The organism is Vibrio sp. 2-Bac 85 (assembly GCF_037546705.1).
In the GTDB taxonomy this organism is placed as follows: domain Bacteria; phylum Pseudomonadota; class Gammaproteobacteria; order Enterobacterales; family Psychromonadaceae; genus Psychromonas.
In genome coordinates this window covers 104,940-117,703 of record NZ_JALAAB010000010.1, presented here as the reverse complement: position 1 = coordinate 117,703, position 12,764 = coordinate 104,940, and the positions used below count along the sequence as shown (strand labels likewise).

The window sequence follows — 12,764 nt, the reverse complement described above, 5'->3', positions numbered from 1 at the left end:
GCTATTTTCAAGGTAACTGTTTTTAAAGTAGCTATTTTCAAAGTAACTATTTTGAATATAACTATTATTTAGTAGTTATATTATCCAATGGGGAACGAATATGGATGTCACTGCACCTTCAAGTTGGTTTTTTGGATTTAAAAAACATTGTAAAAACCATCCTTATTTAATCTTAATTCTTATTGCTTCTATTGTATTCATTGCTTTGATGATATTGAATTCAGTCTATTCGGATCAACAAGTATTTATTAAGTATGCCTTAATAGGTGGAACCGCTGGTTTTTTAGCGACTGCGATAGGTACATTACCTGCTTTGTTTATTAAAGAGATCCCAAGAAAGTTATCAGACACAATGTTAGGTTTTGCTGCAGGCATGATGTTAGCTGCTGCTGCTTTTTCATTATTATTACCGGGTATTGAAGCTGCCATTGATATTTCTGGCAGTGCTTTCTTGGGTGGGATGATTGTGCTGTTTGGTATGATCATGGGTGTGGCTTTGATGATGGGGTTAGATGAATTTGTACCTCATGAACATTTGGATTCTGGCCCATGTGGTGCAGGGCACGAAGCTTATAGTAGTGCGTGGCTTTTTGTATTTGCGATTGCATTACATAATTTTCCTGAAGGTATGGCGATTGGGGTTGGTTATGCACAAGGTGATTTATCGGTTGGCATCCCATTAACGACAGCTATCGCATTGCAAGATATTCCAGAAGGTTTAGCGGTGGCAGTAACTCTTCGTGCAACGGGGTTTAAAGCAGGGTTCTCTGTATTAATTGCTGCTGCAACTGGGCTACTTGAGCCACTTGGTGCATTATTGGGAGTCAGTTTGGCTGGGGGGTATCTGATTGCTTATCCGATCGGTTTAGGTTTAGCCGGTGCGGCGATGTTATTTGTGGTGTCTCATGAAGTGATCCCCGAAACACATAGTAATGGTAATAAGACGGTGGCCACCATTGGTTTAATGATTGGCTTTGCTCTGATGATGTTATTGGATACTACTCTAGGGTAAATACCAATGGCGCTTATTGACAGTTTATAATCTGAATCCAAGTAACTATTTACGCGTCATACTTCGTTTTACGCTTATGACAATTTTACGCTTTATAGGAAACGAGATAATTGGTGACCCAAGTGGGGTTGTATAAGTAGCTATCTACTTAGCTATTTGGGCTAGCTGGCAGGTAATAAGAGCACAGAGTAGGGAAGGTAATGAATACTGACTGAATAGTTGTGCTAAAAAGCGTTCTTAATGGCATTAAGAACGCTTTTATTTTAAACAAAAATAACGCTATGATTATAAACTTTCAGTAAAAGTACGCGTTAATACATCTTGTTGTTGTTCTGGTGTTAATGAGTTAAAACGTACTGCATATCCTGATACTCGAATAGTTAATTGCGGGTATTTTTCAGGGTGTTTAACTGCATCTTCTAATGTTTCACGACGTAGCACATTTACATTTAAGTGCTGTCCGCCTTCCTGTGCAGCAGGTGCTTGAACAGGTACTTCTTTATATTCAATATCACCCAACTCAGCTAATGAAATCACTTGATCTTCAGCGTATGCATTGTCTTTTACACATAAACAACGTGCTTGAGCGTTTTTTTGATCTAATAACCAGAAAGAGTTTAATAATGCTGCGTTATCTGATTTAGTAATCTGGATACCTAAAGCCATGATATTTCCTTAATATTGGTTGAAATAATTAATGTTAATTAAAACGATTAATAGTCATTTTATATCGTAATAAAATTACGATACTGTAAATAAACTATATTTAATATAACGTTTTAATGAATCTACGTCAGATTATATGGCGGGATTTGATTGATGTAAATCAATATTCACTTGTTTTTTGTGTGGTTTAATTGTATTTAAATTGAGCGATATCAAGGTGATTTTATAACTTGCTGTTTTTAATGAGATCTTAAATGGAATAATATTGATGTTTCTTTTCAATCGTAAGTGTTAATTAAATGTAACTTAAAAGTTAATATTTAACAAATGCTTATGTGTTATTCTGTATTGAGGTTCTTAAAGGAGAGTGTGCCATGTGCTGGCAAGAGTTTATAAAAAAAGAGCAGCAAAAAACATATTATAAGAATTTGCAGCAATTTATTGATCAAGAGATTACAGCGGGCAAAAGTATTTATCCTAGTGAAGAAGATCGCTTTAAAGCTTTTTCGTTAACTGAGCTAAAAAATACTAAAGTGGTTATTTTAGGTCAAGATCCTTATCACGGAGAAGGGCAGGCCCATGGCCTAAGTTTTTCAGTACCAAAAGGTGTTAAGTTACCGCCTTCTTTACGTAATATTTATAAAGAACTTGCTGATGATTTATGTTGGGATAACTTACCTGAAAATGGTGATTTGAGTGAGTGGGCGAAACAAGGTGTGTTATTAATTAATGCGGTGTTAACCGTTGAAAAGAGTAATGCAGGCAGTCATGCCAAACGAGGTTGGGAGCAATTTACGAATAATGTAATCCAACATATTAATGATAATAATGAAGGGGTCGTATTTTTATTGTGGGGTAGTTATGCAATAAAAAAATCGACTTTGATAGATTCAAACAAGCATCATATTTTAACTGCTGTGCATCCTTCTCCATTATCTGCTTATCGTGGATTTTTTGGTTGCCAGCATTTTTCTAAAACGAATAATTTATTGATTGTGCAAAATAAGACACCAATAAATTGGAAAGCTGACTGATTATACGAATCTAGATTATTAATTGGTTTCTTGATTTACTACAGGTATTTAAATTGTCACTTTGATTATAATTTGACCTTGTTATGAGTGATTAAATACCATCCATATATTGTTCTATTACATTCGAGGCTTAACAAATGATTGCAAAAATTCAACAAGATCACCGCAATATGATGCAGTTATTGCAGGTTCTAGAGGCTAAAGTCAATTTATTAAAAGAAGACAAAGAAATTGATTATCGACTTATTAAATCAATTATCAGTTATCTGAAAAACTATGCGGACAAATACCATCATCCGATGGAAGATCTTATTTATGCTTATTATTTAAAATATCGAGTAGTAAAAGACCAAGTTGCTAATCGTTTGGCCGATGATCATCAACATTTAAAAGTCATGACTCGTGAGTTAGATGATATGTTAGATATGATTTTGTTGGATGCAATTATTCCTAAAGAACTCTTCACTGAAAAATTGGCTCAATTCGTCAGTAATCAAAAGTCGCATTTGAATTATGAAGAGCAAGATATTTTGCCTGCTATCAAAAAAAGTTTAACTGCCGATGATTGGATCCACCTCAGTTTGGAATGGAAACATAACGAATATGCTGACCCACTATTTGGAGCTAACATTAGCCATGAGTTTAAATCTTTAGCGGCACGTATTAACTTAACCTAATTCAACTTAATTTAACCGAACCGAACTTAACTTAGTGGTATAACTCTTTTAAGACTAATTCTTTTAAGCCGCTACCTGTACCACTATTACCATTAAGCTAATGGTTAAAAAGACATATTAAATGTTGGCTTAGATTTAAATGATAAGTGTTTAGATAACAGTTTTTCATCTCAATTTTAGACTTCTCAAACTTCAATCTTAGATTCGCATAATAAAGCTTTTCTTCTGATGTAAAAGTGGCATTATGCGCTCCCGTTAAAAGTAGTAAAAAGACAGTCAACAATTGCCTAATAGCTTTGTTGATAAGGCATTTCATCACCCCCAGTTCATGGTGATAAACGCTCTGCCAATTATGCACTCGCTACTTTTGAGTTAACTTATTATCTATTCATACTTATGTTAAGGCCACCACTTTGCTAGCAGCAAAAAAGATCAGAGAAATAGGCGGAAATAAAATAATTGATGAATCTCTATTTGCATTGATCGCAAAAGATATCCATCAACAAGGTTACAGTATTAGACCAACAGCTTTGCCTGAACAGTTAACTGAAACGCTATTTATGCATCAACAGGCCATGGAGGCTGATAAGTTTAAAAATGCTGGTATTGGTAGGGGGAAAGAATATTTAAAAAATGAGTTTGTTAGAACTGATGCTATCAGTTGGATAACGGGTGAAAGCGAAGCTGGTAAAGAATGGCTGGAGTGGACAGCTAGTTTTCAACGTTATTTAAATAGACGATTATTTTTAGGATTATTTTCATTTGAAAGCCATTTCGCCCATTACAGTCCTGGCGATTATTACAAACGCCACTATGATGCTTTTAAAGGTGAATCAAATCGCATTTTGTCACTAGTGGTCTATTTTAATAGCCATTGGTTAGCGACTGATGGTGGTGAATTGGTGTTATACAAAAGTGACCATGATAAAGAAGGCATTAAAGTTGTGCCATTAATGGGGACTGTGGTGGCTTTTTTAAGTGAAGAATTTCCTCATGAGGTGTTAGCGGCGAATCGTGACCGTTATTCTATTGCTGGATGGTTCAGGGTTAATACATCAGTGACAGACCGCGTTGATCCACCACGTTAATTAGTCCTGTTAATGTAAACGATATACTCGTGGTGATTTAAAATACAAAAATCATCAAGCCATGAACTGAGCAGATACTCAGTATACAGTTCAAGGTCTAATGGGGTAAATCGAACCTTTATTGCCATTTTATAACTACAACTAACAGGGTTACCTCGCGACTTGCCACATGGGTCGTTTACTCAAAAATACCTGTTTGTAAAATGAGGGCGCATTGTAACATTCGATAATGCCTTACAAGATCATCAAGTTATTACTTAGAGTGGCGTTTTGTCTTTTTAGCCTTGTGTGAAAAACAAACAAATTATTAATATTTTACTTTTATTTTCATTGCTAACCCGTCATTACTGGCTTTTCGCTAAAAGCCCCTCTACAATTCGCCGCCAATTTCCGTCTTTATTTGATCCGCTTTGTTAGCTGTCCGCTTTCACGACTTGAGCAATGATCAACAATTATAAGTAGATAATTCATGACTAGTCTCACGACACTACCTAAAAAACGCATTCGCCATGCCAAAGGCCCTTTTGCTATGACCGTTGTTTATAGTTTTACCGGCGCATCTATATTAGCTTCTATTATTTTTTCATTGTTATTATTCTTATCGATTGATGATGGACTGTGGATGCAAGTTTTGTTTGGTTCGTTAGCTGTTATATTTGAATTGGGCAAATTCTTTGCTTGGTACGAGTTTGGGGAGCGTTTAGCAAGGCACAATATTAGCGCAGCTTTTTCCGCTTTTATTTTCTATAGCATTTTAGCCATTATCTCCATTGGCGGTAGTATCGGTGGGATCAATAGTGCAACTAATACTGCGCAGAGCCACTTAGATGTACAAAACAATAAAAAGGCGACATTTGATTTTCAAATTGCGGCAATTGATAAACAGATTGCGCTTAATAATGTTGCAGCAGAAAAATACATTGAGTTAAATCGTATCGTCACTGGTGTTGCGCGTATTCAAAAAGAGAATACTGAATTACGTCAACAACAGTTAGCACTTGCGATTGAACGCGATAAACAACCTGTTGCAAGCCAAGGTTCAGTATTAGGGTTAATCGGTAGTGTGGCAACGGCATTAAATATTGAGACTAAGACTGCACAATTATCACTGGTCATATTTCTATCGGTATTATTAGATTTATTTGCCGCTTTCTTTGTGGGATTAATTGGCGAAGAGCTGCGTTTTACCCGCACCTTAAAATTGCAGGAAGTTGAACAAGATAAGCAATCGTTATCTGACCCCGACTTACTTGATAATACTACAAACCATAAAGCGAGCACCTTGTCTCGCAGTGAAGAACTATTACAACAAGCCATTCCATTATTAAGTAGCGGTAGTGTGCGTTGCTCTAAAAAGGCATTGTCCGACAAACTAACATTGAATGCTGAAGATACGGATCAAGTGTTTACTGCTTTATTAGCAAAGGGATTGATTAGGCAAAAGCCGAATCGCCATTTTGTTTGGCAAGGTGAGGGTGGGCAAAATAGTAATAAACAAAGCGTATCTGAAAAATTACCATCGATGCTTGAACAGGCTGCTTAATCGGTAGCGTTATTTTTAAATAAACGTTACTAGATTAAGGGTTAATAGGTTCAGGGTTAGTAGGATTTACTTATGCTTGTCAACGCAGTGAGGCTAGCTAATAAACATAAAGTCATCACATAATGATTGCTAATAACTGCTGTCATTCATTTGATTTTAACGATACTAGAGGACCTTTACCCTATTTAATCTATTTTAGGATAAAGGTTTTTTGCTTTGTTATTTAATCTATAACCTATAACTTCTGCAGTGCTTCAATAATATCCGAAGGTTCAGAACGAATACGGTAATCAAGGTCAACAAAACGCCATGTCACTTCACCGTCACTGTTAAGGATAAAGGTTGCGGGAATTGGAATGATATTAGCATTACCATTATTAATGGCTTCTAAGTCTAGTTGACGGTCATTACGCATATGATCCAGCAAAAAATCTGGTACTTGCCATGCTACGCCATATTCAGCAGCCACTTTTGCATCTTGATCTGATAATACTGTAAATCCCATATTGTTTATTTCATCGGCAGTTAATGAACCATCGGGTATCTGTGGACTAATTGCGACTAAGGTTGCGCCTAATGTTTGAATGTCTGCTAATTGAGCCTGCAATGCTTTTAGTTGTAGATTGCAGTAAGGGCACCAACTGCCTCGATAAAAAGTGATCACAACAGGGCCTTTTATTAGTAAATCCGCTAGTGAAATAGATTTACCCTGTGCATCAGGAAGTTCAAAATTAGGCGCATTTTTACCCGCATCGAGTGCATCTTTACCTTGCTGAAAAGATTTTGCTTGGGCAATAACCTGATCAACACCGGCCATAAAATCAGGATTACCTTTACGTCCAGCTTCTACTTTTGCTTCAGTTTGTTGTTTTAACGTTGTCATATTTTATTCCTGAGTGGTTGATATGGCGGCCTTGGTATTCCCAATTACATTGAGGTTATAATTACATTAAGGTTATATAGGCGTTATTGTTCCAAGTCTTAAGGTAACAGGCTGTAAGTTATCATGAATAACTCGTTAGTATTCGGATAAATTTTTTGTATTAAATCTTTAAGTGGTTGTAATTTCATTGCTTCTTGTTGAGCATGAAATTCATTAATATCCTCAAACTTTAATGGTGTCACTGATTCAATCTTTATATTACATACCTTTTGATCTGTTTCTAAGGTAAAGACTTCTACCTCAGAACCTACGACATAGTGACTCTCAGATTTATCGCGAATGGTAATGGTTTTTTCACCCGATGCGACAGATGGCGTTAAAAACTCAAAAAACGTAATTTTATTAGTTATCGGGATTGTCATTATTTATATCCAGTTTTGCGATGCCTTTGAAGGGCATAAATTGATTATTTTAAGTTAACCTTTAAACAGTTTTCTTATCTGCGACCAACGGCTAATGAGCATTGCCATAAAAATGAGGAAACACCCAAAAATTTGCCCTAATGTCATCACTTCTCCAAACCACAAAACAGCAAAAATAGCAGCCCATACCGGCTCTAAATTCATAATCACTGCTGCATGACTAACGGGTGTTAAGCTCATTGCATACATTTGAAGTAGGTAACGTAAACTGGTTGCGATTAAAGTACTGGCTAAAAACCAAAGGGTAATACTAAAGGTAATGCCTTGTGGCATTGCTTCAGTAAATAATGACATGATCAGTAATAAAACACCTGCACTGGTTAATTGAATACTGGTGATCACTAAAGCATGCATACGCATTAAAAAACGAGACAGTAGATTAAGCTGGAATGCGACACCGATAGCCGTACCTAAGAAATATAAGTGAGCAATTTCAAAACTCATACCATTACTTAGTGCTAAAAAAATCAAGCCTGTTACGGCAACGGGTAGCGCAACCCAAATGCTGGTGGCGGGCCTATCACCAAACATAAAGCGTCCAATAATAGGAACAAAAACAACACCAAGACAGGTAATGAATGCGCCAACACCAAGGTTAGAGGCTTGATCTAACCCTAATACCCAGCACATCATCGCCAAGCCCATAACGCCACCAATTAACATAATGGGTTTAACATCATTCCATTTCAGGTTTCGAAAATAGCGGGGGCCAATTAAGAACAATACAATGCCGCCAATTAAAAAACGCATGGAAACAAAAAATAGAGGTGTCATTCCCGCTAAGGCTTCTTTAGAAAAAATCCAACCAAGGCCTGCTAAAATAGTCACTAGTATTAAAATCAGTTCTGCTCTGAATGCAAATTTTTGTTGCAAAATGTACCCTTATTTTTAAGGTTGACTGTGTTTGAGTGTTGATAAGGAAGCACATTAGAGTAAACTATTTTTTGCAATAATTCAGTAATAAAAACACGGTTTTATTTTTTTAATTTACTAATGTTAATTCTGTAATGGAAGAATTGTTGCCAATTAAATCATTTAGTTAATTGGCAATAATCGTATTGAACTGTTTCGGATGTTACATTTTATGCAGCTTTATTTTGTACAAGGCAGAGGTTAGATATTAAAGTCCTCTGTCGTTGACCGTTTATGTTTTTGATGCTAATAACTCCGCCAATGCTGTGGGCAGTTTACTTCTCACTTTTTTAGTGAGGATTGGTTCATGTTTTTGCCAAAGAATACCAAGGTAAATGACTAATAAACCTAATGCCGTTAAGATAATTGGAAATAACCAACTGTCTTCAAAAATACTAAAGGCTAGGTGAGCTAAATAACCACTACTCCCTATTGCACCAAAGATAACAAATACACGACGAACTAATGTTACGCCTATAACAATCATCAATAAATTAATGCAAAGGTAAATAAATTTAGATAACTCACTATCGGAATACTGAAGTGACATTCCGCTCCAAAATGCTATCACGCCAAATAAATAGATCCAAAATGCATAGTCTGCTTTATTTCTCGCGCGAATATCGACCCAGAAAGCTAAACTAATCATCACTAATCCACTAATCATTGAAACTAGTTTCCTTAGTTCCCAGTTAAAATCACCGCCTGTCAGCATTGCGGTAATATCCATTGATAGGTACCAAAGTGTCACGGCAATCGGCATCATTAAAAACGGATATTTATATTTCCAAGCTAAAATAATACCGACAACTAATGTGCCTAGCTCCATGTAAAGCCAGTGCCATTGAACATAGCGATGGTAATCACGATAGACACTGTCGTCAGGCCAAAAACCTAATGATTGTTGTAGCCCATAGATAGTTAAAGGAGTCAATGCGATCACAAAAGTAGCACATATTCCAGCGGGTATTGCATAACCTTTGGCTTTAAACTGATGAGTAAGTTTAATACCTATCGCTGTGTATAATAAAGCGATTACAGTAATTCCTATGCCTCCGAAGGACTGCCAGCCTAAATTCATAAAAAGTGTCATGGCACCGATTGCGATCATGCCACCTACATAATAAAGCACATGAGTGAAATCGAATTTAGGTCCCGAGTGGGGTTGTTTATTGAGAAATTCAATTAACTTTTCTGATTGCTCAAAGGAAATTATATTTTCATTTACAGCATTTTTAAGATCTTGTTTTGTTAAGTTCAATCTAATCTCCCTTGTTGCTATATTTAGCTGTTATATTTTACTACCGTATTTCGCCGTCTATTTCGTTATTAAACTGTGCAGTGAGTTATCAGTTTATGCCTATTGGATCATTTTTGGATACAGAATTCTAGCTTTGACTATAAAAGCACATACTTCCCTGAATTACTATAAAACTGAATGCTGCTAGATTTAAATTGGTTACTTAAAACTCAGTAAACCCAAGTTCGGTGATACTGCTTTAACAGTTCCATCTTAAATTCAATAAAACATTAACAGTAATACTGAGGTAATAACAAGGGCATAAAAGAAAGTAATAACAGGGTGAGTTCTTTCAGGTACTTTTGATGAGTTGGTTGTTATGGAGGCAGTAAGGAAATATATAAAGGGTTATCACTTTGACAATGAAAACCCTTTACGTTTTAAATGAAGTTACTTTTCTAATAATAACTTAACGGCTAACCCAATTAATACGACACCGGTTAAACGTTCCATTATTACTTGCGTTTTACCACCATCAAATCGTTTTTGCGCGGTAACAATCATGCGGCTGATGAATGCTTGCCAACACATTGCAATCGCAAAGTGAATAGCTGCCATTAGTAATGATTGCATAAATGCAGAATATTCAGGATTGATGAACTGTGGTAAAAAAGCCAGATAAAAGATAGCTGTTTTAGGATTTAAAACGTTTGAGAGTAAACCTTCTCTAAAACTTTTTGTTAATTTAAAGTTACCCTGTGCTGATAGCTTAGCGGGACCTTTAGTTGAAGCAAAGAAACTGTGTCTTAGTCCCTGAACTCCTAAATATAAAATATACAGTGCACCAATCATTTTTACTGCTTGGAACAACTGCGGTGATTGTGACAATACTAGTGAAATACCTACCGCAGACAAAGATGCATGAAAAAATAATCCTGTACATATACCCAGACTAGTAACAAAACCATCTTTTTCGCCGCCACGACTAGTATTTCTAATCACCAAGGTAGTATCTAGGCCTGGTGTCATCGTTAAAATAGTAATCGCAATTAAAAACGCTTCAATGTGTAAAATAGGCATCAGTAGTCCGTTAATTGTTGTGGGTTATAAAGGTTCACATCTAATGTGACTTGATTTTCTTCAGCAAGCTCATTAAGCTTATTTTCAAGGTGAGTTAAGTGGTTAATAGTTAATGTATTATTGTCTAATTGCCAAAGTTGGCGAGATCCTGCGTAATTAAAGTGTAAAATTTGCATCGCAGTGGGATCACCTTGCTGCGCAGCAGATTCTATTTTTTTCATACGTCGATTAATTCTATTTAAAGCTTGTTTTAAATGCCAAACATAAGTGACCTCGCGGAAATAGGCATGGCTTTTAAGTTTATTTAATATAAATAAAAGTGCCCCTGCAGTAACAATAACACCCAATAAATTCCAGTAAAAATGACTACCGTCGGGCGAAGGCATTAGTCGAATAAGTAATTGGCTAATACCTAAACTGCCAACAGTAAGCGTACCAATACAGGCAAAAATGACTTTGTTTAAGCGTTTACGATAGCGCTCTGGATCTATTTCAATAAGTTGCATTCTGGTTATATATTCCTTTAACAAAATGGGCAAACATGGTTATGAAATGTTAATCCTGAATGTGATGAGAGGGATTGACACTGATTATCAACATAGATTACTAACAATAGATTACTGGTATAGGTTATTAAGAGTGTGAATAATCGCTCATAGGTTATGTAATGTAAATAATTTATAGTCATTTATGGACAGTAATTTATAAGCAGTTATTCATTGATCGCACTGTATTTGTTGCGCTTTGTTTATTGTTATGTGTTTATTGATATTTATTACTATGCTTTTATTGCTATGCACTTATTGATAGTAGCTTTCCATCCAGCTTTCTAAAATAAGAGCTGCAGATACACTATCTACTTTTCCTTTTTCAAGCGCTTTAAATCCGCCGCGTTCAAAAATGAATTCTTTAGCGCTTGCCGTTGTTAAGCGTTCGTCTTGAAAAGCTATTTTTACACCAAAACGCCCAGTTAAGCGATTGCCAAATTTTTTTGCTCTTTGCGTAATAGGTTGCTCGGTTCCATCCATATTTAATGGTAATCCTACGACGACTAAATCCGGTGCCCAGTCTTTAATAACAGCTGCAACCGTATCCCAATTAGGAATACCATCATTTGCTTTAATGGCTGCTAGTGGTTGTGCAGTCGCGGTGATCATTTGCCCTGTTGCAACACCAATACTTTTTGTACCAAAGTCAAAACCTAATAAAGTACTTGGCACTTTAGGCTCGTTTGCTGAGGTGTTCTTTTCTTGTTCTGAATCGCTTACTGATGTCATTATGCGTGGCCTACGTCGCTACTTAATTGTGATGGGTCGACGCCTAAACGTTGTAAGGAAGTATTCCAACGTTGTTCGACCGGTGTGTTAAAAATAATGTCATTTTCACAATGAATGATTAACCATTGATTCTGGTTTATCTCTTCTTCTAATTGTCCCGAGTCCCAACTTGAATAGCCCAAGGCTACCATATAGTGCTCAGGTGCGTTATCTGTCCCTAAACTAGACAGGATCTTATTCGAGTTAGACATCATTAATTGTTCATTAAGCATAGTGCTTTGTGATATGTCAGATGTCGGGCTGTGTAATACAAAACCTCTGTCCATGTCTAATGGACCACCTAAAAAGACGGGGTCAATCAAAGGTGGGCTAGGTTCATGTTCAATGCTTTCTGCATTTTCTAATAACTCTTGTAACGTTAACTTAACCGGGTAGTTAATAATAAAGCCCATCGCACCTTGATCATCGTGCTCACATAAATAAACAACAGATTGCTTAAAGTATGGGTCTGTTAATGAAGGCATAGCGATTAAAAAATGATTCTTTAATGAACTTACGATTTCAGTTTGAGTATTATTTTCCAACTGTTTTTCTTGATCTGTTGGTAGGGGAACTGAATGTTCATCACTCATGTCAGAATCAGAAAAAGGGTTTTTAGTTTTATCTATTGTCATTTGATTCTCCATCAGGAATGAATATATGCCGGTCACTATTTAAGAGGCAAAAATCAGCAAGCCAAGAAGTGAATAGACTTTAGGTATTAAGACTTGTATTTACACCTACCAATACAGGATTAATCTAGTAAACCGCTCAAAAGATCATCATGTTAAGTCTTATCTTGATTGGTCACATGTATATTACCCGCGGTAA

The 12,764-nt window shown here is 36.1% G+C and carries 14 protein-coding genes; 5 read left to right on the top strand and 9 right to left on the bottom strand.

The genetic code is table 11. The features are described 5' to 3' along the window. The first annotated feature begins 100 nt into the window (after nt 1-100). Entirely contained in the window at nt 101-1,012 is a 912-nt protein-coding gene (locus MT390_RS12130) for a ZIP family metal transporter (RefSeq protein ID WP_166372025.1), read from the top strand. Nucleotides 1,013-1,297: 285 nt separating this feature from the next. Here MT390_RS12130 and grcA read toward each other — a convergent pair whose 3' ends face one another. Further along, the gene (gene grcA, locus MT390_RS12125) at nt 1,298-1,678 is read right to left on the bottom strand and encodes an autonomous glycyl radical cofactor GrcA (RefSeq protein WP_166372026.1); all 381 of its coding nucleotides are present in this window, start codon (nt 1,676-1,678) and stop codon (nt 1,298-1,300) included. A 374-nt stretch (nt 1,679-2,052) separates the two neighbouring features. Here grcA and ung point away from each other — a divergent pair, with 374 nt between their 5' ends. From ung to MT390_RS12105, 4 genes are all read left to right on the top strand, one after another. After that, complete coding sequence (ung, locus tag MT390_RS12120; RefSeq protein ID WP_166372027.1) at nt 2,053-2,712, top strand: uracil-DNA glycosylase; 660 nt, start codon at nt 2,053-2,055, stop codon at nt 2,710-2,712. A gap of 137 nt (nt 2,713-2,849) precedes the next feature. Further along, a complete protein-coding gene (locus tag MT390_RS12115) occupies nt 2,850-3,389 on the top strand; it encodes a hemerythrin domain-containing protein (protein ID WP_299661161.1) in 540 nt (179 codons plus the stop codon). A 413-nt stretch (nt 3,390-3,802) separates the two neighbouring features. Beyond that, nucleotides 3,803-4,477 carry a 2OG-Fe(II) oxygenase gene (locus MT390_RS12110; protein WP_299661159.1) on the top strand — a complete coding sequence of 225 codons (675 nt, stop codon included), beginning with the start codon at nt 3,803-3,805 and terminating at the stop codon, nt 4,475-4,477. A 469-nt stretch (nt 4,478-4,946) separates the two neighbouring features. Beyond that, nucleotides 4,947-6,020: a Preprotein translocase subunit SecY gene (locus tag MT390_RS12105; protein ID WP_499441371.1), complete on the top strand. Its 1,074-nt coding sequence runs from the start codon at nt 4,947-4,949 to the stop codon at nt 6,018-6,020. 235 nt (nt 6,021-6,255) lie between these two features. Here MT390_RS12105 and MT390_RS12100 read toward each other — a convergent pair whose 3' ends face one another. The 8 genes from MT390_RS12100 to MT390_RS12065 form a co-directional block, all read right to left on the bottom strand. Next, nucleotides 6,256-6,903, bottom strand: coding sequence for a peroxiredoxin-like family protein (locus MT390_RS12100; protein ID WP_499441369.1), 648 nt, complete (start codon nt 6,901-6,903; stop codon nt 6,256-6,258). A gap of 98 nt (nt 6,904-7,001) precedes the next feature. Continuing rightward, entirely contained in the window at nt 7,002-7,325 is a 324-nt protein-coding gene (gene yqfB / locus MT390_RS12095; RefSeq protein WP_499441367.1) for a N(4)-acetylcytidine aminohydrolase, read from the bottom strand. A 54-nt stretch (nt 7,326-7,379) separates the two neighbouring features. Beyond that, nucleotides 7,380-8,258 carry a DMT family transporter gene (locus MT390_RS12090; RefSeq protein WP_166372031.1) on the bottom strand — a complete coding sequence of 293 codons (879 nt, stop codon included), beginning with the start codon at nt 8,256-8,258 and terminating at the stop codon, nt 7,380-7,382. 271 nt (nt 8,259-8,529) lie between these two features. Then, a complete protein-coding gene (locus MT390_RS12085; protein ID WP_499441366.1) occupies nt 8,530-9,558 on the bottom strand; it encodes a hypothetical protein in 1,029 nt (342 codons plus the stop codon). A gap of 429 nt (nt 9,559-9,987) precedes the next feature. After that, complete coding sequence (locus MT390_RS12080; protein WP_166372033.1) at nt 9,988-10,617, bottom strand: LysE family translocator; 630 nt, start codon at nt 10,615-10,617, stop codon at nt 9,988-9,990. After that, a complete protein-coding gene (locus MT390_RS12075) occupies nt 10,617-11,123 on the bottom strand; it encodes a DUF3087 domain-containing protein (RefSeq protein WP_499441365.1) in 507 nt (168 codons plus the stop codon). Before MT390_RS12075 ends, MT390_RS12080 begins: the two co-directional genes overlap by 1 nt. A 294-nt stretch (nt 11,124-11,417) precedes the next feature. Further along, nucleotides 11,418-11,894, bottom strand: coding sequence for a Holliday junction resolvase RuvX (gene ruvX, locus MT390_RS12070; protein WP_166372035.1), 477 nt, complete (start codon nt 11,892-11,894; stop codon nt 11,418-11,420). Next, entirely contained in the window at nt 11,894-12,568 is a 675-nt protein-coding gene (locus MT390_RS12065; RefSeq protein ID WP_277344381.1) for a YqgE/AlgH family protein, read from the bottom strand. The genes ruvX and MT390_RS12065 overlap by 1 nt, the downstream gene beginning before the upstream one ends. Nucleotides 12,569-12,764 lie beyond the last annotated feature (196 nt).

Coding starts and splice junctions, on each gene's coding strand:
- MT390_RS12080 (WP_166372033.1), bottom strand. CDS start 10,617: ATGCCTATTTTACACATTGAAGCGTTTTTAATTGCGATTACTATTTTA.
- MT390_RS12115 (WP_299661161.1), top strand. CDS start 2,850: ATGATTGCAAAAATTCAACAAGATCACCGCAATATGATGCAGTTATTG.
- yqfB (WP_499441367.1), bottom strand. CDS start 7,325: ATGACAATCCCGATAACTAATAAAATTACGTTTTTTGAGTTTTTAACG.
- ruvX (WP_166372035.1), bottom strand. CDS start 11,894: ATGACATCAGTAAGCGATTCAGAACAAGAAAAGAACACCTCAGCAAAC.
- MT390_RS12100 (WP_499441369.1), bottom strand. CDS start 6,903: ATGACAACGTTAAAACAACAAACTGAAGCAAAAGTAGAAGCTGGACGT.
- ung (WP_166372027.1), top strand. CDS start 2,053: ATGTGCTGGCAAGAGTTTATAAAAAAAGAGCAGCAAAAAACATATTAT.
- MT390_RS12105 (WP_499441371.1), top strand. CDS start 4,947: ATGACTAGTCTCACGACACTACCTAAAAAACGCATTCGCCATGCCAAA.
- MT390_RS12075 (WP_499441365.1), bottom strand. CDS start 11,123: ATGCAACTTATTGAAATAGATCCAGAGCGCTATCGTAAACGCTTAAAC.
- grcA (WP_166372026.1), bottom strand. CDS start 1,678: ATGGCTTTAGGTATCCAGATTACTAAATCAGATAACGCAGCATTATTA.
- MT390_RS12130 (WP_166372025.1), top strand. CDS start 101: ATGGATGTCACTGCACCTTCAAGTTGGTTTTTTGGATTTAAAAAACAT.
- MT390_RS12065 (WP_277344381.1), bottom strand. CDS start 12,568: ATGACAATAGATAAAACTAAAAACCCTTTTTCTGATTCTGACATGAGT.